This window comes from Arthrobacter sp. KKT183 (genome assembly GCF_055657625.1).
The window spans coordinates 2910163-2930554 of sequence record NZ_CM145770.1 but is presented as its reverse complement, the minus strand read 5'-3'; the positions used below and the strand labels follow the sequence as shown (position 1 = coordinate 2930554).

Annotated in this window: 20 protein-coding genes, 1 tRNA gene and 1 riboswitch; of the genes, 12 read left to right on the top strand and 9 right to left on the bottom strand. The window is 62.8% G+C overall.

The genetic code is table 11. From position 1 onward, the window contains the following. Positions 1–5: 5 nt before the first annotated feature. The 3 genes from ACZ2GY_RS13920 to ACZ2GY_RS13910 form a co-directional block, all read right to left on the bottom strand. On the bottom strand, positions 6–1331 hold the full coding sequence (locus ACZ2GY_RS13920) for an extracellular solute-binding protein (protein WP_471672152.1): 1326 nt from the start codon (positions 1329–1331) through the stop codon (positions 6–8). 208 nt (positions 1332–1539) lie between these two features. After that, positions 1540–1968, bottom strand: a complete 429-nt coding sequence (panD, locus tag ACZ2GY_RS13915) for an aspartate 1-decarboxylase (protein WP_277357391.1) — start codon at positions 1966–1968, stop codon at positions 1540–1542. Between the two features lie 87 nt (positions 1969–2055). After that, positions 2056–2916, bottom strand: a complete 861-nt coding sequence (locus ACZ2GY_RS13910; protein ID WP_277357390.1) for a LysR substrate-binding domain-containing protein — start codon at positions 2914–2916, stop codon at positions 2056–2058. Positions 2917–3057: 141 nt separating this feature from the next. Here ACZ2GY_RS13910 and ACZ2GY_RS13905 point away from each other — a divergent pair, with 141 nt between their 5' ends. Both ACZ2GY_RS13905 and ACZ2GY_RS13900 read left to right on the top strand, forming a co-directional pair. Next, complete coding sequence (locus ACZ2GY_RS13905; RefSeq protein ID WP_471672151.1) at positions 3058–4410, top strand: MFS transporter; 1353 nt, start codon at positions 3058–3060, stop codon at positions 4408–4410. Positions 4411–4543: 133 nt separating this feature from the next. Beyond that, positions 4544–4882, top strand: a complete 339-nt coding sequence (locus tag ACZ2GY_RS13900) for a YnfA family protein (RefSeq protein ID WP_277357388.1) — start codon at positions 4544–4546, stop codon at positions 4880–4882. 74 nt (positions 4883–4956) lie between these two features. Here ACZ2GY_RS13900 and ACZ2GY_RS13895 read toward each other — a convergent pair. From ACZ2GY_RS13895 to ACZ2GY_RS13885, 3 genes are all read right to left on the bottom strand, one after another. After that, a tRNA-Gly gene (locus ACZ2GY_RS13895) sits at positions 4957–5030 on the bottom strand. Positions 5031–5114: 84 nt separating this feature from the next. Beyond that, positions 5115–5423, bottom strand: a complete 309-nt coding sequence (locus tag ACZ2GY_RS13890) for a protealysin inhibitor emfourin (RefSeq protein WP_318532997.1) — start codon at positions 5421–5423, stop codon at positions 5115–5117. After that, on the bottom strand, positions 5420–6484 hold the full coding sequence (locus tag ACZ2GY_RS13885) for a M4 family metallopeptidase (RefSeq protein ID WP_471672150.1): 1065 nt from the start codon (positions 6482–6484) through the stop codon (positions 5420–5422). Before ACZ2GY_RS13885 ends, ACZ2GY_RS13890 begins: the two co-directional genes overlap by 4 nt. A gap of 117 nt (positions 6485–6601) precedes the next feature. Here ACZ2GY_RS13885 and kynA point away from each other — a divergent pair, with 117 nt between their 5' ends. Together kynA and dcd are read left to right on the top strand one after the other, a co-directional pair. Continuing rightward, positions 6602–7459, top strand: a complete 858-nt coding sequence (gene kynA / locus ACZ2GY_RS13880; protein WP_277357385.1) for a tryptophan 2,3-dioxygenase — start codon at positions 6602–6604, stop codon at positions 7457–7459. 21 nt (positions 7460–7480) lie between these two features. Then, positions 7481–8077: a dCTP deaminase gene (gene dcd / locus ACZ2GY_RS13875; protein ID WP_471672149.1), complete on the top strand. Its 597-nt coding sequence runs from the start codon at positions 7481–7483 to the stop codon at positions 8075–8077. A 97-nt stretch (positions 8078–8174) separates the two neighbouring features. On the opposite strand, the gene ACZ2GY_RS13870 is transcribed toward dcd, so the two are convergent. After that, a complete protein-coding gene (locus ACZ2GY_RS13870) occupies positions 8175–9533 on the bottom strand; it encodes an MFS transporter (RefSeq protein ID WP_471672148.1) in 1359 nt (452 codons plus the stop codon). Positions 9534–9701: 168 nt separating this feature from the next. Between ACZ2GY_RS13870 and ACZ2GY_RS13865 the strand changes: the two genes are divergently transcribed. Genes ACZ2GY_RS13865 through mnhG form a run of 6 tightly spaced genes read left to right on the top strand, consistent with a single transcriptional unit; the run spans position 9702 to position 16085 of the window. After that, positions 9702–12740, top strand: coding sequence for a Na+/H+ antiporter subunit A (locus tag ACZ2GY_RS13865; RefSeq protein WP_471672147.1), 3039 nt, complete (start codon positions 9702–9704; stop codon positions 12738–12740). After that, entirely contained in the window at positions 12737–13234 is a 498-nt protein-coding gene (locus ACZ2GY_RS13860; RefSeq protein WP_277357381.1) for a Na(+)/H(+) antiporter subunit C, read from the top strand. The genes ACZ2GY_RS13865 and ACZ2GY_RS13860 overlap by 4 nt, the downstream gene beginning before the upstream one ends. Beyond that, complete coding sequence (locus ACZ2GY_RS13855) at positions 13231–14871, top strand: Na+/H+ antiporter subunit D (protein WP_277357380.1); 1641 nt, start codon at positions 13231–13233, stop codon at positions 14869–14871. The genes ACZ2GY_RS13860 and ACZ2GY_RS13855 overlap by 4 nt, the downstream gene beginning before the upstream one ends. Then, positions 14871–15440: a Na+/H+ antiporter subunit E gene (locus ACZ2GY_RS13850; RefSeq protein ID WP_471673599.1), complete on the top strand. Its 570-nt coding sequence runs from the start codon at positions 14871–14873 to the stop codon at positions 15438–15440. The genes ACZ2GY_RS13855 and ACZ2GY_RS13850 overlap by 1 nt, the downstream gene beginning before the upstream one ends. Next, entirely contained in the window at positions 15437–15694 is a 258-nt protein-coding gene (locus ACZ2GY_RS13845) for an MrpF/PhaF family protein (RefSeq protein WP_056544404.1), read from the top strand. Before ACZ2GY_RS13850 ends, ACZ2GY_RS13845 begins: the two co-directional genes overlap by 4 nt. Positions 15695–15701: 7 nt before the next feature. Next, positions 15702–16085: a monovalent cation/H(+) antiporter subunit G gene (gene mnhG, locus ACZ2GY_RS13840; protein ID WP_346027357.1), complete on the top strand. Its 384-nt coding sequence runs from the start codon at positions 15702–15704 to the stop codon at positions 16083–16085. A 43-nt stretch (positions 16086–16128) separates the two neighbouring features. Here mnhG and ACZ2GY_RS13835 read toward each other — a convergent pair whose 3' ends face one another. After that, positions 16129–17610, bottom strand: a complete 1482-nt coding sequence (locus ACZ2GY_RS13835; protein WP_471672146.1) for an HNH endonuclease signature motif containing protein — start codon at positions 17608–17610, stop codon at positions 16129–16131. 100 nt (positions 17611–17710) lie between these two features. After that, positions 17711–17971: a DUF4235 domain-containing protein gene (locus ACZ2GY_RS13830; RefSeq protein ID WP_056543288.1), complete on the bottom strand. Its 261-nt coding sequence runs from the start codon at positions 17969–17971 to the stop codon at positions 17711–17713. Between the two features lie 142 nt (positions 17972–18113). Further along, a riboswitch (TPP riboswitch) is annotated at positions 18114–18229 on the top strand. A gap of 55 nt (positions 18230–18284) precedes the next feature. Here ACZ2GY_RS13830 and ACZ2GY_RS13825 point away from each other — a divergent pair. Both ACZ2GY_RS13825 and ACZ2GY_RS13820 read left to right on the top strand, forming a co-directional pair. After that, positions 18285–18896 carry an ECF transporter S component gene (locus ACZ2GY_RS13825; RefSeq protein WP_056543290.1) on the top strand — a complete coding sequence of 204 codons (612 nt, stop codon included), beginning with the start codon at positions 18285–18287 and terminating at the stop codon, positions 18894–18896. A 1-nt stretch (position 18897) separates the two neighbouring features. Next, positions 18898–20391 carry an ABC transporter ATP-binding protein gene (locus ACZ2GY_RS13820; RefSeq protein WP_471672145.1) on the top strand — a complete coding sequence of 498 codons (1494 nt, stop codon included), beginning with the start codon at positions 18898–18900 and terminating at the stop codon, positions 20389–20391. The last annotated feature ends 1 nt before the right edge of the window (position 20392 follow it).

The window sequence follows — 20392 nt, the reverse complement described above, 5'->3', positions numbered from 1 at the left end:
GCTGGTCACAGCAGCCTCTCCCCTCTCAGCACGGCGGTAATGAATTCCGCCGATTCCTCCGGAGTGGTTTCCGGCTCCACTTCATCCGGCGGTGTCCAGGTCTGCTGGAGGCCGGTGGAAATTTCGTTGTAGAACGGGGTCTGCGGCCGCGGTGCTGCGAGCTCCAGTGACTGGCGGATGGTCTCAGCCATGGGGAACTGTTCCTCGATCCGGGGATCCTCGTAGGATTCCGAGTTGGACGGCGGGTTGCCGTTGGTCAGGAAGTACTCGGTCTGGTTCTCGGGCTGAACGATGCATTCGATCGCCTTGTACGCCAGTTCAGGGTTGTCACTGTCCGCCCCGACGCCGAGGTTGATTCCGCCCAGCGGGGGAGCAGTTTCCTGGTCCTCGTAAACCCGTGGGTATAGCGCCCACCCGATGTCATCGAGCACTGCCTGATCAAGCGAGCCTCCCTCTACTGCGGACTGCGTGGCAGGCCAGACGAAGGGGTAGTTGACCATGAAGGAACCGGACTCGCCCTGGAAGAGGTTCAGTGAAGTGTTCTCGGTGGATGTTGCCAGCCCCGGTCCGCCCAGCTCCTGATCGCCGATTGTCCCGATGATGCGGGCAGCCTCACGCCCTGCCTCACTGACAAGGCCCAACTCAATCTCATCTGCGGGTGCTTCCGGAGTTTCGAGGATGGTTCCACCGGCTGACTCGATGAGGGAGTTGATCCATACGGTCATCGATTCGGCCTGTGAGCCCTGGACGCCAAGTTCCACGTCCAGCTCAGCGGCAACGTCCATCAGCTGGTCCCAGGTGACCGGCTGCGACATGTCGAGACCGGCTTCCTGAGCGACGGACTCGCGGTACCAGAGGATCTGCGTATTGGCCCAGAACGGAACCGTTACCAGCTCATCCTTGTACATTGCTCCCTGCAGCGCGCCTTCCAAGGTGTTCTCGGTGGTGCTCTGTGCGACGTCTTCAGGAACCGGAGCAAGGAATGTTGCCAGTTCAGGGACGAACGGTGGATCGATGCTCATGATGTCCAGGGAGTCATCATTCGCCGCCAGCCGGCGTGCCAGTTGCTCGCGCTGGGCAGCCGCATCATTGGGCAGTAGCGAGGTTTCGATCCGGTATTCACCGTTTGCCTGTTCGGTGCAGCGCTCCGCGATGGCGGCCTGCCCGCCCGCGTCCGGGTTGATATACCAGGTGAGCGTGGGGACGCCTGATTCCGCTGGTCCGCATCCACTGAGGAGAAGTGAAGCAAGCCCGAGCGTGGTTGCCGCAACGGCACCCGAACGCCTCCGTATCCGCTTTTTCTGCTGCTTGATCCTGCGATTTCCCGGCATGCGTACCTCGCCTCCACCTCGAGTCTGGTCCGCTCCGATCCTGAGAACCTGTGCCGGTCAAAGGAAAGAAAGCAGCCTTGCCTTTCTGACACTAAGCCCTCAGGGACAAATTCGCTAGGATCCGTTGCCAAGCCGATATCGAAGCGTAAAAACAAAGGTGGTCCCGCAGATTCTGCGGGACCACTGGAAGCGCTTTGAGAAAGGAGACCTAGAGCAGCGCGGCGTTATTCAGGGCGAAGGGGGGTCGCTGCAAGCCCTCGGTAAGCCCTTCGGCAGGGTCATTGCCCAGTTCGATAATCCGGTTGGTTGTATCCACGTGCACGATGGTGGGCACATAGGAGTGTGCCTCTTCGGTGGTCATCGCTGCGTAAGTGATGAGAATAACCGTGTCCCCCTCATGCACCAGATGGGCCGCCGGCCCGTTGATACCGAGGACGCCGGAACCGCGTTCTCCGGCAATGGTGTAAGTCTCCAGACGTGCACCGTTGGTGACGTCCACAATGGACACCATCTCACCGGGCAGGATGTCTGCTGCTTCCAGCAGGTCAAGGTCAACAGTGACAGAACCCACGTAGTGAAGATCCGCGTGGGTGACCGTAGCGCGGTGGATCTTGGACTTGAACATTGTGCGATTCATCGCCTCAAGTCTACGCTGGCCCGCGTTTCGCTGCGATGTGGCCTTGAGCACGCTCAGCCGGCCCCGGCACTGGCCATGCGGCCGTGGTCAGGAGTCCGTCGGTTTACGCAGCGCACGGCCGAGGATGGCGGTGCTCAACGTCTCGACAAGCTCCTGGTTCGCCAGCGGGTTACTCAGCAGCGTGAAGTCCACGTCACCCAGCGGAGGCAGATCGAAGCGGTTGGTCACCTGGACGAGGTCATCGGGGATGAGGGACTGAGGAAAAACGGCCAGCCCGATTCCCGCGCGTGCGGCCGCCAGCACGCCGTTGATTTCCCGGGTATTGCACGTGATCCGCCAGGTCCTGCCCGCCTGCTCAAGTGCTTCGATCGCCATTTGCCGGCTGAGGCTGGGCGCCTGGTAGGCAATCAGCGGGACCGGGGCGCCGTCGTCGAGCGTTGTCTTGGCATGACCCGCCCACACAAGGCGGTCACGCTGCACCAGCGTGCCCTCACCCGTACCGGCCATGTACTTGATGAGGATCAGGTCCAGTTGACCGGCACGCAGGCGGCGCAGCAGCGGCGGGCTCTGCGACACCGTCAGTTCAAGGTTGATCTGTGGGTAGAGCTGACGGAAGTGCCGGAGGATCCGGGGAAGCTGGGTGATGGCGAGGTCATCGGCAACCCCAAAGCGCAGCCGTCCGCGCATGGCGGACCCAGAGAAGTAGGTGAGCGCCTGTTCCTGGGCCGCCAGTATGGTTCTCGCGAACCCGGCCATCGCATCGCCGTTGTCGGTGAGACGGACTTCCCGGGTATCCCGCGCGATGAGCATCCGGCCGGCGGCCTTTTCAAGCTTCCGGACATGCTGGCTGACAGTCGGCTGGCTCAGCCCGAGCCGGGTTGCGGCTCCCGTGAAACTGCGGGTCTCAGCGACGGCCAGGAAGGATTTGAGTTGGATGGAGTCGTACACGGGCTACCCTTCGTCCAGCCATTACGTTTCTCAATAGTACTTATAAGCTCAATCACCATTCCTAATAGGAGGGTGGCTGGTTAGCGTTGAAGGGGTACTGACCGCTCCAATCCCTATCCCACCAAGTTCAGGAAAGTTCCCTTGGCACCCCCACCGCCCTCCGCACCGGCCGGAGATCCCACACTGACCGCCCCGATTCCCGTCACCTCGCAGCGCCCAGCCTGGCGCGACACGTTCATCTCGCTTCGCATCCCGAACTTCCGCCTGTTCGCACTCTCCCACCTCATCGCCGTCGTAGCTGTCTGGATGCAGCGCATCGCACAGGACTGGATGGTCCTCGAGCTGTCGGGATCCGTGGCAGCCGTTGGCGTGACTGTTGCGCTGCAGTTCGCTCCCATGCTGGTTCTCGGGCCTTGGGGAGGAGTGGTGGCGGACCGCTATTCCAAACGCACCCTCCTCATCATTTCGCAGAGTGTTGCGGCACTCATGGCGACAGCCATGGCGGTGCTGGCGCTCTCGGGTCTGATCGAGGTGTGGCACGTCTACCTCATTGCCTTTGTCCTCGGCCTGGTGACTGTGGTGGACGCTCCCGCGCGTCAGGTCTTCGTCAATGACCTCGTTGGGCCAATCCACCTGCGAAATGCCATCAGCCTCAACTCGTCGATCTTCCAACTCGGCGCCATGGTGGGTCCGGCAATCAGTGGGTTGCTCATTGTTGCCGTTGGAGGCGGGTGGGCGTTCGCGATCAACGCGATTGCCTGCTGCTACACAGTGCTGACGCTGGCCCGGCTGCGTACTGACCAACTCAACGCGACGGCGCCGGCACCCCGCGCGAAGGGGCAGTTGCGTGCGGGTGCACGGTACCTCCTCGACAAGCCGGCTATTTTCTGGACCACGGTCTGCGCCGCCTTCGTGGCCGTCTTTGCGCTCAGCACACCGGTGCTTCTGGCAGCTTTTGCCGACAGCGTCTTCGAATCGGGGGCGGGCGGCTACGGCCTGCTCAATACCGCTCTGGCGAGCGGCTCGCTGGTCGGTGCTCTCGCGTCTACCCGCCGAACAACGCTGCGGCTGCGCGGGGTGCTTGGCGGAATGACGGCGTTTGGAGGGTTCATGGTGATCGCCGCGTATGTGCCTAGCCAACTCGTATTCACCATGCTGATGTTCTGTGCAGGAATCGGCTGCCTGTGGTTTGTCACGGGAGCCAACCAGCTGGTTCAGACATCCACCAACCTGGCCATCCGCGGACGCGTGATGAGCCTCTACATGATGGTGCTCATCGGCGGGCAGGCACTCGGTGGTCCCATGATCGGGTGGCTTGCGGAGAACATCGGCGCACAGCCCACCATGGTGATTGCCGGAGGTGTTCCCGTTCTGGCGGCGGGAGGCATCGCCGTCGTGCTTGCCCGTCGCGGCCAGTTGACTGTTCGCTTTCGCTGGACATCAGCGCACGATGAACGACGCCGGTTGGTTGCGATTGTGCCGAAGGTTTCGTAGCCGGACGGCTGGCTTGTGCGCGCGCCCAGAACGTGGCTGGGAAATAGCAGCGCAGGGAGACAACGTCGCAGGGACATTGCGGCGCAGCTAGATAGCAGAGCAGTAAATTGCAGCGCAGCGAAATAATGGGGTCATGAGCATCCTTCTCGTCATTGTCCTTTTTGCCGTCGCAGCGGTGGCCGAGATCGGGGGAGCGTGGCTCGTGTGGCAGAGCGTGCGGGAAGGCCAGCCGTGGTGGTGGGCAGGTTTGGGGGTCATGGCCCTCGGTGCTTACGGCTTCGTTGCGACTCTGCAGCCTGATGCTCACTTCGGCCGGATCCTTGCCGCGTATGGCGGCGTCTTCGTTGTGGGATCACTTGCGTGGGGTATGGCCTTTGACGGTTTCCGGCCTGACCTCTGGGATTTGATCGGAAGCGCCGTCTGCCTCGCGGGCGTTGCGGTAATCATGTTTGGGCCGCGCTCTACAAGCTGACCGTTGTACCTCGGAGGCGCGGGTCCAACCTTTGGAGCGGCCGGTTTCACGTGAAGAGCGTACGGTTTTACCTATGGAGCGGGCGACGGGAATCGAACCCGCGTATCGAGCTTGGGAAGCTAGCGCTCTACCATTGAGCTACGCCCGCATGCGGCCGAAACCGCTCCATAAACACTACAACATGTGCGGGATGCATTAGGCGCCCGCGCGGTTACCGGCGTCTTGGCGGACCTCAGCCGGGCGCCTGACCGGATTCCTGACCCGAGTCTTCTCCACGCTGGCTGGACGAGGCGTTTTTGACCCACTCCACGAGTTCCTTCCAGGGGCCTTCCACCGCGCTCTCGGCGACGGTCACTTCCCGGTAACCGATAGCGATGTGGTAGACGTAGCGATCGCGTTCAGCATCCTCGACTCCGCTGTTGTCCGCACCCTCCAGGAGGGGCAGCCAGCGTTCCTCCGCCTCGGTGGAGCTCACCTCCACACTCCACGTGCGGGTCAGCCCGGCGAATCCGCCCGAACGCGATACCTCAATCCGCGTCACAGCACGCCCACTTCCCGCCACGCATAACGGACCGCGTCCGCCTCCGGTGACCCATCCCCGAATCGGGCGATGGCGGCTTCAACGGTTACGGAAGCGAACAGCGAGAAATCGCAGTCCGTGGGAACGCGGCCACCGGTTGCGGCGTCATACCAGATCTGCCCACAGCGCTCCCACGCATTTCCGCCCAGCCGTGCGGCTGCGATGTAGAAGGCATGGTTCGGGATACCGGAATTGATGTGCACGCCGCCGTTGTCCGACGTGGTGTCCACGTAATCCGCCATGGTGGCGGGCTGTGGATCCTTGCCGAGGACGTCGTCGTCGTAAGCGGTTCCCGGCGCCTTCAGCGAGCGCAGCGCGCGCCCCTCCACCTGGTCAGTGAAGAGGCCTTCACCGACCAGCCAGCTCGCTGCATCTGCAGACTGGCCCAGCTGACGCTGCTCGACCAGCACGCCGAAGACATCCGAGATGGATTCGTTGAGCGCGCCCGACTGGCCCTGGTACCGCAGGTTGGAGGAGTACTGGGTGAATCCATGTGCCAGTTCGTGGCCGATCACCGTGAGCGACGCCGTGAAACGACCGAAGACCTCACCGTCACCGTCTCCGAACACCATCCGGGTGCCGTCCCAGAACGCGTTGTCATACTGCTGCCCGTAGTGAACCGTGGCATCCAGCGGCAGGCCCGAATTGTCAATTGACGCTCTTTTGTACACCTCGCTGAACAGCTCATACGTCGCACCAAGGCCGGCATACGCTTCATCCACCGCTGCATCGCCCATAGGCGGATCGCCTTCCCGGCGGACAATCTGTCCAGGCAGGGATTCGCTGCCGCCTGCGTCCGCTATGGTTCGGCGAAGGGCCAGGACGACGGCGGTACCGGCTCCCCGCGATGGATCCCTGGGAGCTGTGGCGCGGGCATGATGGATCGGGTCCAACTCCACCAGTGCGCGCCGGGCGGCGGCCGCGGCAGACTGATGTTCCGGAGCTTCGAGTCCAGCCAGCCGTGCCAAGAGGTAGGGCGGAACAATGCTGCAGCGAACGTGGGACGGTGTGGGTGGGATCATGGCGCCTCCTCGGGTTCCCCCAACCTAGCGGCCGCCCCTGACAGTCTTCAATGGCAGTCTCCAAAGGCGCGATCGCGGTGGCGCAGTTCACTGGTGCGAAGAACTACGCTGGGAGGCATGAGCGTGGAGCGGAATACCAGAAACCTTGAAGCAGGCATCGAAAAGGATTTCTCGGGGAAGATGAGTTATGGGTCCTACCTCGCTCTGGACTCCATTCTTTCCGCGCAGCATCCGGTCAGTAGGCCGGAACACCATGATGAAATGCTGTTCATTATCCAGCACCAGACCTCCGAACTCTGGCTGAAGCTTGTCCTGCATGAGCTCGGTGCGGTCCGTACGCACCTGCAGGCGGATGATCTACGGGCAGCCATGAAGGGCATAGCGCGCATCAAGCATATTCAGCGCTCGCTGACCGAACAGTGGTCTGTTCTGGCGACGCTCACGCCGTCGGAATATGCGGAGTTCCGCGGTGCGCTCCAGGCAGCCAGCGGGTTCCAGTCCTACCAGTACCGTGCCGTCGAATTCCTGCTCGGCAACAAGAACGCGGGAATGCTGCAGGTGTTCGAAAGTGACGCTGAAGCTTTCGAGCTCCTGTCGCGGCTGCTTCGGGAAACCAGCATCTACGACGAGTTCATTGCCTACCTCTCGCGTCGCGGCTACGTTATCCCCACGGAACTGCTTGAACGGGACGTAACGCGCGCGCATGAGTTCAACCCCGGGCTGGTCCAGGTCTACAAGGAGGTGTATGAGGACGCTGCCGGTCACTGGGACGTCTACGAGGCGTGTGAAGAGCTCGTGGACCTGGAGGACAACTTCCAGCTATGGCGGTTCAGGCACCTGAAGACGGTGGAGAGAACCATCGGCCACAAGGCCGGAACCGGCGGGTCGAGCGGAGTCGGGTTCCTGCAGAAGGCGTTGGAACTGACATTCTTTCCCGAGCTGTTCGCAGTGCGTACCGAGATCGGCCAGGCCTGACCGGTGCGGTATTTTTAGACGGTGCTGATCTCCGACCGCGACATCCGAACCGAAATTGCCGCCGGGCGCATCGCCCTCGACCCCTATGAACCGGAGATGGTTCAGCCGTCGAGCGTGGACGTCCGCATCGACCGGTTCTTCCGGCTCTTCGACAACCACAAGTACGCCCACATCGACCCGGCCGAAGACCAGCCTGACCTGACCCGACTGGTGGAGGTCGCTCCGGATGAGCCGTTCATCCTGCACCCGGGCGAGTTCGTCCTCGGCTCCACGTATGAGAAGGTCACGCTTCCTGACGACATCGCGGCGCGCCTCGAGGGCAAGTCCTCGCTTGGGCGTCTGGGTCTGCTCACCCACTCGACGGCAGGCTTCATCGATCCCGGTTTCTCGGGTCACGTCACCCTTGAGCTGTCCAACATGGCAACCCTACCGATCAAATTGTGGCCGGGTTCCAAAATCGGCCAGCTCTGCTTCTTCAAGCTCACCTCGCCCGCGGAGCACTCCTACGGTTCGGGACAGTACGGCAACCGCTATCAGGGCCAGCGGGGGCCGACGGCGTCGCGTAGCCATCTGAACTTCCACCGCACCGAAATCGCCGAAGAAACTGCTTCCCGCTGAGTTCCTGCTGAGCGGGCTTCGCAGCGCCGGACGTGCTTCGCAGCGCGGGACGTGCTGTGAAGCGCGGACGTGCGTCCGCGCTTCAAAACCAGCGGGGCTACGGAGCAGGAACGACGGCGGGAGTCACCTTTGCGGGCGGCTTCACCGGGAGCAGTACCAGCAGGCCGGCCAGCAACACCACCAGAATGCCGAGGATCCCGAACCGCTGTTCCCCGAAGATGCCGATGAAGAGGGAGAACAGTGCCGGAGCCAGGAAGCTCACCGCACGGCCGGTGGTGGCATACAGCCCGAACATCTCGCCCTCCTCACCCCGTGGTGACAGGCGTGCCAGGTAGGCGCGGGAAGAGGCCTGTGCCGGACCCACAAACAGGGTGAGCAGGAGCCCGAAGATCCAGAACGTCGTATCTCCGCTCCAGCTCAACCCGAACATCTGCTGATCTGCCGCTCCAAGGACCATCACGGCGGTGCCCGCGACCAGGAGACCGATCAGCGACACGATGATGACCATCTTGGGACCGACGCGGTCATCGAAGTAGCCGCCGATCACTGCACCGATTGCAGCGATGACATTACCCACGATGGCGAACAGAATAACTTCGCTGAGTTCGAAACCGAATGTTCCGGCAGCGATGATGCCGCCGAAAGTGAACACCGCCGCCAATCCGTCACGGAAGATGGCGCTCGCGAGCAGGAAGAAGATGGTGTGCGGGCTGGTCCGGTAAATCGCCTTGATGCGCCGGAAGAGTAATCCGTAGGAGGCGAGGAAACTCAGGCGGTCGGCCTGTCGCTGGCGGGGGACTTCAGGAACCGCGAACATCACCGGGAGTGCGAAGGCAAGAAACCAAAGAGCGGAGAACACAGCGACCAATCGGATGTTCAACGCTCCCTCGGTGCTGGACCCGAACCAGTCGAAAACCGGCTGGACAAAAGCGACCAGAACGATCACCAGGGCCACAATGCCGCCCACATATCCCATTGCCCACCCGAACCCGCTGACCCGTCCCACGCTGGACGGGGTGGAAATCTGCGCGAGCATGGCGTTGTAGTTGACGCCGGCGAACTCAAAGAAGATATTTGCGGCCGCGATCAGCGCAACGCCGAGGATCAGTAGTTCAGGCCGCGGAAAGACGAAGAAACACAGGGCGGTCAATGCCGCGACGGCCAGGCTGTTCACGCCCAGCCAGAGTTTGCGGCGACCGCCCACATCTGAGCGTTGACCCGTTACGGGCGCGAGGAGCGCAATGAGCAGGCCGGCAACTGCCAGGCCCCAACCGAGAACCTCCGATGCGTAGGTTTCCCCACCGAAGGCGTCGGACGTGAGATAGACGGTGAAGACGAAGGTGGTCATGACTGCATTGAAAGCCGCTGACCCCCAGTCCCATGAAGCCCACGCAAGCACGGGCTTGGAAAGGAGTCGTCCAGGGGGGTGTTGGGAGTCCGTGCTCATAGGCTGCATGCTATCCGCTGCGGACCAACAACTGGGTGAGGGCCGCTTTTATTCCCTTGCCGGCGACTTGTGCGCTGGGCAGAACCGGGAGGCAGCGTCGAGTATGCCACGGGTAGAATAGACACATGCCCTTGACCGTCAGCTGACCGTCTCACTCTGAGAGATCAGGAGATCATCGTGCTATCCGTGCTCATCGCCCTCTTCGCGGTGGCCGCAATAGCGCCCTTGATCTTCCGCCTGATGGGCCGCTCGGCCTTCTATCTCCTTGCTGCGGTACCTGCAGCGGGATTCGTGTGGCTGCTGGTGACCTTCGCCGATTACATCGACGCGGACCAGCTCAGCGGCAACGGCCAACCCAACGCACCGCCGTCCGTGGTCGTCCCCTGGATTCCCCAGCTTCAACTGGAACTGGCCTTCCGCATGGACGCGCTGGCCGCGGTGCTCAGCATCCTTGTTCTCGGCGTCGGGTCTCTGGTGCTGTTCTACTGTGCGCGCTACTTCAAGCAGGACGACGCCGACATCGGTCCGTTCGGCGCACAGCTGCTTGCCTTCGCGGGGGCCATGTTCGGCCTGGTCATCGCCGATGACCTCATCCTCTTGTTCATCTTCTGGGAACTGACAACAGTTCTGTCCTACTTACTGATCGGATACTCGAGGCATCGCCTCTCCGCGAGGCGTGCTGCGCTGCAGGCGCTCATTGTGACCACGCTCGGCGGGCTGGCCATGCTCGTGGGCCTCATCGTTCTGGGGCAGTCAGCCGGGACCTACCGGCTCTCGGACATCCTTGCGCGTGCAGACTCGCTCACCGGCCCTGCAGTGGAGACGGCGATCGTCCTGATCCTTGTAGGTGCGCTCTCCAAATCCGCATTGGTGCCATTCCATTTCTGGCTTCCCAGCGCCATGGCAGCACCCACGCCGGTCAGTGCCTACCTGCATGCTGCCGCAATGGTGAAAGCCGGCATCTATCTCATTGCCCGGTTTGCGCCTGGGTTTTCCGACACACTGCTGTGGCCGCCGATCGTCCTGAGCCTCGGTCTCGCAACGATGATCTTCGGCGGGTGGCGCGCCCTGCGCCAGCATGACCTGAAGCTCCTTCTCGCCTACGGCACCGTGAGCCAGCTGGGTTTCCTGACCATCGTTGTTGGCCTGGGTGGCCAGGAAGCTGCGCTTGCCGGACTGGGGCTCCTGCTTGCCCACGGGTTCTTCAAGGCGACGCTCTTTCTCGTGGTCGGCATCATCGATCACCAGTCCGGTACCCGTGACATCCGGAAGTTGTGCGGGATCGGCCGGTCTGCGCCGGTGCTTGCCGTGATCGCTGTTCTCGCGGCCGCGTCAATGGCCGGAATACCTCCGCTCCTGGGGTTCGTGGCCAAGGAATCCGTCTTCGAGGCATTTGTCCACCGGGCGGAGGAGGGGCCGGCAGGCATGGTGATGCTCGTCGGAATTGTTCTGGGCTCCATGCTGACCTTCGCGTACAGCGCCCGCTTTATCTGGGGTGGTTTCGCCAGGAAGTCAGCGAACCCAACGCCATTCAAACGGGTTGAGCCGTCCTTCCTGTTCGCTCCGGCGCTGCTGGCCGGTGCATCGGTCGTCTTTGGGCTGTGGCCGACGCCGCTCGACTCGGCGATCCAGCCCTACCTCAGCACCTTTCCGGCGGGCGAGGAGACTCCCCACCTGCTGCTCTGGCACGGCGTCACGCCGGCGTTGTTCCTGTCCCTGCTGTCGATCGCGGGCGGCCTGACGCTCTTCCTGCTGCGTGATCGCTTCGAACGGCTTCAGACCAGGGTTGCCCCCGACATCGACGCCGAGCGGAACTACAAGGCCGTTATCGGTGTGCTCGATGACGTGGCGGTCTGGCTCACCGGCCGAACTCAGCGAGGTTCGCTGGCGTTCTACCTGTTTGTCATCCTCACGATGGCGATTATCACGCCGCTGAGCGCCCTGATCTTCTTTGATGCACCGGTTCCGCAGCACTGGTACCTGGCGGACTCGCCGGCCCAGCTCATTGCCGGCGTCGTTATCATCCTTGGCGCGATTGCTGCGCTTCGGGCGACCAAGCGATTCATGGCCGTGATCATGGTGGGTGTCACCGGTTACGGGATCGCGCTGATCTTCGCGCTGCAGGGCGCTCCGGACCTGGCGCTGACCCAACTGCTGGTCGAGACGATCGTTCTGGTTGCATTCGTCCTCGCGTTGCGGTCCCTCCCAGCGCGCCTGTGGCAGCGGGCCCCTGGCCGCAAATACCGGCTCCTCCGCGCGGTCCTGGGCATCTCCTTCGGCTCGGTGATGGTGGCGATCGCGATGTCGGCGATGGCTTCCCGGGTGGCGGAACCCATCTCGCTGAGCTTTCCCTCGCTTGCTTACGACGACGGCGGAGGCGCCAACATCGTCAACGTCACTCTCGTGGACATCCGGGCATGGGACACCTTCGGCGAAATCAGTGTGCTCGCGATCGCTGCGACCGGAGTCGCCAGCCTGATTTTCATTCGTGGCCGTGGCGACGGAAGAGTGCGGGCGGACGGCGTCAAGAGCGGTACGGTCGGGCGGGGCAAGGAACCGATCGACGCGTACGGTAGGGAGGCCGCAGCCTTGGAACTGGCCAAGAAGTTCGCGAGCTCCGCGAACGATGCCTGGCTGGTTGCGGGCCGGACCCTTGCACCGGAACGACGCTCCATCATCTTCGAGGTGATTACCCGTCTGCTCTTCCACTCGGTGATCATTTTCTCGATCTACCTTCTGCTTGCCGGGCACAACCTTCCGGGCGGTGGGTTTGCCGGCGGACTGATGGCAGGGCTGGCCCTGACCATCCGCTACCTCGCCGGCGGCCGCTTTGAACTGGCTGAGGCTACGCCGATCAGTGCCGGCCTGCTCCTTGGCGGAGGTCTTGCAACGGCGGCGCTGACGGCTATCGTGCCGGTGTTCCTGGGCGGTGAGGTGTTTCAGAGCGCGATCATCGAGACAACCTGGCCCGTATTCGGGGACATCAAGTTCGTGACGTCGACCATCTTCGACATCGGGGTCTACCTGGTGGTGGTCGGACTGGTGCTTGACGTGCTGCGCAGCCTGGGCTCCGAGATCGACGAACGCAGCGAAGGCGTCACCGCAACCATCGATGCAGGAACGCCTGAACCGACGAAGACGCCTGAGGCGAAAACCTCGGAGGCAAAGACGTCGCAGACGAAGACCAGGGACCCGGAAGAAGGGGTGGCTCAGTGAGCGTCAACATCACGCTGCTTGTCATCATGGGTGCGCTCTTTGCTGCCGGGATCTATCTGCTGCTCGAGCGGAGCCTGACCCGGGTACTGCTCGGGCTGATCATGCTCACCAATGGAGCGAACATGCTGCTCCTGGCCGGCGGTGGAGCCGCGGGCAAGGCGCCGCTGTACTCGGCTGATATTCCGGCCGAGGAATATAGCGATCCCCTACCACAGGCCTTGATCCTTACCTCCATCGTGATTTCCTTCGCCGTCACCGCCTTCATGCTCGGCATCATCTACCGTTCGTGGGTCCTCGGACGCCAGGACGAAGTGCAGGATGACATTGAAGACCGGCGAGTGGCGTCGCAGAGCAGCTTTGACGCCGAAGACGACGCCGAGGTGCCCATCGAGACCACAGAATTTACGCCGGTTGAGGAAGCCGAAGAAGCACCGGGCGCCCAACGTACGGCAACCGCCAGAAGAGCAAACAAACCACGGACGGAGGGGCGATGAACATAGCAAATCTTGCGCCCCTGGCCGTCGTTCTTCCGTTTCTCGGAGCGGCACTGGCGTTCGTGCTTATCCGGCATTCGCGTTCCCAGCGGGCCGTCAGCATCACAACATTGTGTGTGACCCTCCTGATCGAGATCTTCCTGCTGATCGACACCAGCGGGAAAGGCACCACGGCGGTCTTCATCGGCAATTGGGCGGCGCCGTTCGGCATCACGATGGTTGTGGATCAGTTTTCTGCCCTGATGCTCGTGGTGTCCTCCGCAGTCAGCCTGGCAGTCCTGATCTATGCCACGGGCCAGGGAATGACAGACGGGGACGAAGACGGTCCCATCTCGATCTTCCATCCGACCTACCTGATTCTGGTGGCAGGGGTCTCCAATGCGTTCCTCGCAGGTGACCTGTTCAATCTGTACGTGGGATTCGAGATCCTGCTGACCGCAAGTTACGTGCTCATGACCCTCGGAGGCACCACGCCGCGCATCCGTGCGGGGGTGACCTACGTCGTCGTCAGTGTGGTGTCATCGATGCTGTTCCTCATCAGTATTGGAATGATCTATGCGGCTACCGGCACCATCAATATGGCGGACCTTGCGCTGAAGCTTGCGGACATTGATCACGGAACGCAGATGATCCTGCACCTGATGCTGCTGGTCGCTTTCGGCATCAAGGCTGCGATCTTCCCGTTGTCCTTTTGGCTCCCTGACTCCTATCCGACTGCCCCTGCGCCCGTCACCGCTGTGTTTGCGGGTTTGCTGACGAAGGTTGGCGTGTACGCCATGGTCCGGACCGAAACCCTTCTGTTTCCCGGAGACCGCATCAACACGCTGCTGATGGTGGTTGCGATGCTCACCATGATCGTCGGAATCCTTGGTGCGCTGGCGCAGTCGGACATCAAACGTATGCTCTCTTTCACGCTGGTCAGCCATATCGGTTACATGGTCTTCGGGCTCGCCATTTCGACGGTTATCGGTCTGGGAGCGGCGGTGTACTACGTTGCGCACCACATCATTGTGCAGACCAGCCTGTTCCTCGTGACCGGGCTGATTGAACGTCGGGGTGGGACGGCCAACATGGACCGGCTGGGTGGACTCGCGAAAATCTCCCCGCTACTGGCTCTCTTGTTCTTTGTTCCGGGCATGAACCTGGCCGGCATTCCGCCGTTTTCCGGCTTCCTTGGCAAGCTGGGACTGCTGCAGGCCGGTGTGGAACTGGGAACGCCTTTGGCGTATGTGCTTGTGGGTGCGGGAGTGCTGACGAGCCTGCTGACGCTGCTGGTGATTGCACGGGTGTGGAACCGGGCCTTCTGGCGCCGGCCGGAGGATGCAACCCACCCCGATCCCATCCTGATGGCAACGTCAGCCGACGGCTCAGCCGTTCGAACCTCACGGAGGGTTTCAGGGCATAGCACCGGAAAATTTGCGGGCCGGACTGCCGTGAACCTGTTGCCCCGCAGCATGGTTGGCGCTACTGCCGGGCTGGTGCTGCTGGGCGTCAGCCTGACCCTGTTGGGAGGTCCGCTGTTTGCCCTCAGTGACCAGGCGGCACAGCAGATGCTTGAGCGGACACCCTATATTGACGCTGTCCTGGGCGAAGGCGCTACCGAAGCGGCCACCGAAGCGGCAGGAGCAACCCCATGATTTCCAGACAAAAGATCCCGCTCCGGGTCGAACTGCCGCTGCTGGTCTGGCTCGTCATCGTATGGGGAGCGCTCTGGCAGGACTTCAGCCTGGGAAACATCGTGTTCGGAGCGATCATCGCGTTTGCTGTCGCCAACCTGCTGTATCTCCCGCCAGTTGAGCTCAGTGGGCGGTTCAACGTGCTCTATGCCGTCGGATTCGCCGGACGGTTCCTGCACCAGTTGGTGCTGGCAAGCTTTCAGGTATTCTGGCTGGCACTCACCCGGGGCCCGAAGCTGCAGAACGCAGTTGTGGCTGTGCGCTTGCGCAGTCCGTCCGACCTGCTGGTCACCGCGACCGGGCATGTCCTTTCCCTGATTCCGGGATCCCTGGTGGTGGAGGTGGACCGCTCCACATCCACGCTGTATCTGCACTGCCTGAATGTCACTACCAGGGACGACGCCGAGAAGGTGCGCCAGAACGCCCGGCGTACCGAGGAATGGCTAATCCGGGTCATGGGCACCCGGGAGGACCTGGCGCTGCTCGGCACCGATGCGCCGCACCACCTCGACGGAAGGGGACACCCGTGAACGTGATTCTCGGAATCATCGCTGTAATCCTCGGAGTCTCGGCGTTGTGCGCCATTTACCGGGTGGCGCGTGGTCCTTCGATCCTCGACCGGGTGCTGGCCGTTGACGTTCTGCTCGCGATCGTAGGTGGCGCGCTCGCTGCTGACATGGTCTTCAACGGGCACACCAACAGCCTCGTGATCCTCGTGGCAACGTCCGTCGTCGGATTTATTGCTTCGGTGACGGTCGCCCGGTTCGTCACGGAAAAGAAGTGAGCCGCTGATGGATGCTGCCCTGGATGTCCTGACCGCCGTTTTGCTTCTCGGTGGAGCGCTCATGTCGCTGGCTGCAGCCGTCGGACTGTTGCGGTTTCCTGACCTGCTGAGCCGCATGCACGCGGCAACCAAACCCCAGGTGCTGGGACTGTTGTTGTTCCTGTTGGCCATCGCGGTGCAACAGCGCTCCTGGTCAGTTGTGCCCGTCCTGATCGTCTGCTGGATCTTCCAGTTGCTCACTGCGCCGGTGTCGGCACACATGGTGGGACGCGCCGGGTACCGCACCAAGCACCTGCGCAAGGACCTGCTCAGCATGGACGACCTTGATGATGTCGTGGAACACGCGGCCACCCGGCGCCGTGAGGCCGGGGACCGTGCGTCCGGCGAGTAGGCTCGAGCCAGTAAGTTACTGGCTGCCGCAACATTGCCGCTGATCACGGTGGTGCCATGTGGGTGCCGGCGCCGGCATCGGTGCCGGCATCGGTGCCGATGTGGGTGCGGGTGCTCCTGGACGCGTTGGAGCTCGTGCCGGTGTCAGAGCGCGCGAGGTGGTTGTGGATGGCTTGTTCTACTTGCCAGTAGCGGTTGCGTCTGGGTGTTCGTTGCGGGTCGTGGTATTTGGGTGGTGTGAACCAGGGGATTCCGTGGACTGATGTGACTGTCCAGTTTCCTTCGTGGATCTGGTGGTGGTGTCGGGTGCAGAGCAGCACGCCGTCGCTGATGTTGGTGGTCCCGCCTGCAGCCCAGGGAATGATGTGGTGGGCTTCGCACCAGGTTGCGGGCGTGGTGCAGTCGGGGAACGCGCAGCCCTTGTCGCGTGCGACCAGTGCCCGTCGCAGATGCGGTGGGAAGAGACGTTGGGTGCGGCCGATGTCCAAGACCTGACCCTTCCCGCCGAGGACGAGCGGGAGGATGTCGGCGTCGCAGGCGAGTTTGCGGATGCTGCGGGCACTTATCTGTTGGGCGAAGACCGAATGCCCGTCATGTCCACCGTGTCCGACGTTTCCGCTGCTTGTCAGGTCGTTCAGGAGGTCGCGGTAGTTGATGGTGACCATTACCTGGGGTCGGTGTCCTCCGGTCGCTGGAAGACCATCACCTGCCAGTGCGATCCGGCATGCTGAAACCAGCCCGTCGAGCAGGTTCTGTTCACGGGTCGGCTCGTCGGGCGCTGAAACGGTGCCCTGAGTTCTGGGGTTGGTGGCGGTGTTCATGACGGTGATGAGGTGTTCGTATTGTTCGTCGGTGGCGCCGATTTCCATGAAGTGCAGGCCGTGGCGCCTACCGCGCAGGAACACACCCTGCCTGGCACGCAGGGTTTTTTCGGTGGGCTCGGTGCCGTCCTGGTCGATGATGTCTTCCCAGCGTTGGGCGAGGGCCCGTAGGACGTCTTCGTCGGACTCAACGGCCTGGCGGACCAGGTGCTCCTCCATGGCATCCAGCTCACGGCCGGTCGCGACGGCGGACACCCGGTGTACGGCGTTGCGGATGATGGTCGCAGCACGGCTGCTCACCGCTCCGGCACTGGTGGCTTCAGCCAGCACGCCCAGGGTGGGCACGAGCGCGGCTCCCGGCCCGGGAACCTCGGGCAGGACGTCGTGTCCGAGGCGTAACCGGCGGTTGGCTTCGGAGCGGCTGATACCGATTTTCGCCCGCAAATAGTCCGCAGTGTTCTTGTACGGATCTAGGGCGTCAACGGTAGCGAGTTGGTGGTCCTCAGCGGCACGGGCAACCACAGTCTGCAAGTGATCGACCAGGTTGGAGAGCTGCTCGACCTCCACCAGGGTCACCGCGGCCTCCTGCGGGCTAAGCGTCAGGTATGTCGATTCCAGCTGCTGCGCAAAGACCTGTAGGTCCGAACGCATTCCATCCAGGAGAGACGTGTCCTCCGGGCGGGGTTCGAGCAGTGCGACGGCCATACCCAAAATTTTATCGAACACGTGTACTAACCGCGACCGAAAACCACCAATGTGCAGGACAAGTCAACCGGACTTATCCACAGGCCTGCAAAGGAGTGGCCTAGGTGAGGTGGCGGGTGCGCTCGTAGCGGTGGATGGCCCGCTGCGTGGTGCGGTTGGTGAGCACGCGGATGGTGGTGCTGACCGAACCCGAGATCACGGCGAACGCCAGCGCCGACCGGAGGCTGTTCTCCAGACCCTCTTTGTCCTTCGGTGGCTCGTTCCCGGTGGCACGCTTCCAGATGAAGTCCACCAGTTGCGTGCCCACGAGGCCCGCTCCGATGCCCAGTCCAACGCCCATCAGTTTGAAAATCGTGTTCATGGTGCCTCTTTCAGTCGGCTTGGCTTTGGTCCCAGCCTAGCGTTATAGCGGTGATCCATGGAGGGTCCGTGGGTCATCCAGGGACAACCACAATTACGACGACGGCCCCGGCACGGCCCCCGGTGTAGAGTTGGTATCGCTCAAACAACGACAGGGGAGCGCAACCACGTAGGTGGTGGGCGCTGAGAGTGCGGATCACCGCAGACCCTCGAACCTGATCCGGTTAGTACCGGCGAAGGGAGTCGAGTTCTCGAGGCTTCACGGCGTCCTGCCGGAAAGCCTTCCCCTCCTGTACCCAGGAGGATCAACAATCATGACTGCAACACAAAGCATTACCCCGTCCCAATCCCGGCGCCGCTATGAGTGGCGTGTCGTCGATATTGTGGTCGCCTCGGTCATCGCGGTGGCCGTGGGCGTCATCTTCTTCGCCTGGTCCGCCGGTTACAGCGGCATTGCCGCGGTAACAGCTGCCTTTCCGCCTCTCGCCGGGCTGTACTCAGGCGGCTGGCTCATTGCCGGGGTGCTGGGCGGACTCATCATTCGCAAGCCAGGCGCTGCCATCTACTGCGAGGTACTTGCGGCGGCCGTGTCTGCGCTGATCGGAACGCAGTTCGGCATGGCGGTCCTTCTCTCCGGGCTGGTCCAGGGCATTGGCGCGGAACTGATTTTCGCACTGTTCCTCTACAAACGCTGGAACCTCGGCGTAGCTCTGCTCGCAGGTCTGGGCGCCGGACTTGCCCTCGCCATCAGCGAAAACATCATGTACAACGTCGAGTGGACCTTGGACTACAAGTTGATGTACGGAGTCTTCGCCGCCATTTCCGGTGTTGTGCTCGCCGGTCTGCTGCCGTGGCTTGCCACGCGCGGCCTTGCAAAGACCGGTGCCCTGTCCGCGTTTGCCGCAGGCCGCACGGCAGACGTCTAGCATGACCGCCGTCGCTGAGCCCGTCCCGGCGTCGATCACAGCGAAGGGCTGGGGCTGGCGCCACCCCGGACGAACACGCTGGGCCGTCCGAAACATCGACCTGACGATCGAGCCGGGTCAGCGTGTCCTCCTCCTCGGCGCTTCCGGCGCCGGAAAGTCCACACTGCTGCATGGACTCGCCGGCGTCCTGGGAGATCAGGACGAGGGCGAGCAGGCCGGCGAACTCACTATCGACGGCGTCAGCCCGGCTGACTCACGAGGCCGCTCCGGGCTGGTGCTCCAGGACCCGGACAGCCAACTGGTGCTCGCCCGGGTCGGCGACGAAGTGGCGTTCGGTGCCGAAAACCTGGCCGTGCCGCGGAACGAAATCTGGCCACGCGTACGCCAGTCGCTGGACGACGTCGGCCTCGATGTCCCGCTGAATTCCTCCACCACCGCGCTGTCCGGCGGTCAGAAGCAGCGGCTGGCGCTTGCAGCAGTCCTCGCGATGCAACCCGGGTTGCTGCTCCTTGACGAGCCGACCGCCAACCTGGATCCTGCCGGAGTACTGGAAGTGCGTGATGCCGTTCTCCGCGTACTCAACCGAACCTCGGCGACGCTCGTTGTGGTGGAGCACCGAGTTGAGATCTGGGCTGACGTCGTTGATCGGGTAGTGGTGCTCGATTCGGACGGCGGCATCCTCGCCGATGGTGCTCCGGCTACAGTGCTCCGGCACGAATCCACGCGGGCCAGGCTTATTGAGGCAGGAGTCTGGGTGCCGGGTTACCGGCCGGAGACACCAACAGTTCGTACCGGCTCCGGAACGGACCTGCTGCAGGCGTCCGGGCTGTCCGTTGCGCGCACCAAGCGTGGACCGGCAGTTCTCAGCGGCGTTGACCTCACTCTGCGACGGCAGGAAGCAGTCAGCGTGTTGGGGCCCAACGGTGCCGGGAAATCGACGCTCGCGCTCACTCTCGCCGGGCTGCTCCGCCCCCGGGGAGGCGGACTGACAGCTCTGGAGCCGCTCGCCCGCAGCGCCGGCGCGACACCATATGAGTGGAAGTCCGCCGACCTGGTCAACCGGATCGGCACGGTTTTCCAGGAGCCCGAACACCAGTTCCTCACCAACACAGTGCGTGAGGAACTGGAGTTCGGCCCGCGCAGGGTGGCCCGGCTTACCGAGGAAGAGGTACGACGGCGGATTGACCCCATCGCCGAGCGGCTCCGGCTCACGGGGCTGCTGAAAGCGAATCCGTTCACGCTGTCCGGCGGTGAAAAGCGACGGCTGTCCGTTGCCACCATGCTCGCCACCAACCCGGACATCCTCATCCTGGACGAGCCGACCTTCGGCCAGGACGCCAACACCTGGGCGGAGCTGGTAACCCTGCTGGTGGAACTCATCCACGGGGGGACCTGCGTGGTTTCGGTGACGCATGACCGCGAGTACACGGCAGCGCTCGGAAGCCGCATTGCGGCCGTTGACGGTACGTCCGCAACGCTGGAGGCGGCGGCGTGAG

What these genes read in the sequence shown, in the direction of transcription:
- ACZ2GY_RS13920 (WP_471672152.1), bottom strand. Translation starts at nt 1,331, where the DNA reads ATGCCGGGAAATCGCAGGATCAAGCAGCAGAAAAAGCGGATACGGAGG.
- panD (WP_277357391.1), bottom strand. Translation starts at nt 1,968, where the DNA reads ATGAATCGCACAATGTTCAAGTCCAAGATCCACCGCGCTACGGTCACC.
- ACZ2GY_RS13900 (WP_277357388.1), top strand. Translation starts at nt 4,544, where the DNA reads ATGAGCATCCTTCTCGTCATTGTCCTTTTTGCCGTCGCAGCGGTGGCC.
- ACZ2GY_RS13885 (WP_471672150.1), bottom strand. Translation starts at nt 6,484, where the DNA reads ATGATCCCACCCACACCGTCCCACGTTCGCTGCAGCATTGTTCCGCCC.
- kynA (WP_277357385.1), top strand. Translation starts at nt 6,602, where the DNA reads ATGAGCGTGGAGCGGAATACCAGAAACCTTGAAGCAGGCATCGAAAAG.
- ACZ2GY_RS13870 (WP_471672148.1), bottom strand. Translation starts at nt 9,533, where the DNA reads ATGCAGCCTATGAGCACGGACTCCCAACACCCCCCTGGACGACTCCTT.
- ACZ2GY_RS13855 (WP_277357380.1), top strand. Translation starts at nt 13,231, where the DNA reads ATGAACATAGCAAATCTTGCGCCCCTGGCCGTCGTTCTTCCGTTTCTC.
- mnhG (WP_346027357.1), top strand. Translation starts at nt 15,702, where the DNA reads ATGGATGCTGCCCTGGATGTCCTGACCGCCGTTTTGCTTCTCGGTGGA.
- ACZ2GY_RS13835 (WP_471672146.1), bottom strand. Translation starts at nt 17,610, where the DNA reads ATGGCCGTCGCACTGCTCGAACCCCGCCCGGAGGACACGTCTCTCCTG.
- ACZ2GY_RS13830 (WP_056543288.1), bottom strand. Translation starts at nt 17,971, where the DNA reads ATGAACACGATTTTCAAACTGATGGGCGTTGGACTGGGCATCGGAGCG.
- ACZ2GY_RS13825 (WP_056543290.1), top strand. Translation starts at nt 18,285, where the DNA reads ATGACTGCAACACAAAGCATTACCCCGTCCCAATCCCGGCGCCGCTAT.
- ACZ2GY_RS13820 (WP_471672145.1), top strand. Translation starts at nt 18,898, where the DNA reads ATGACCGCCGTCGCTGAGCCCGTCCCGGCGTCGATCACAGCGAAGGGC.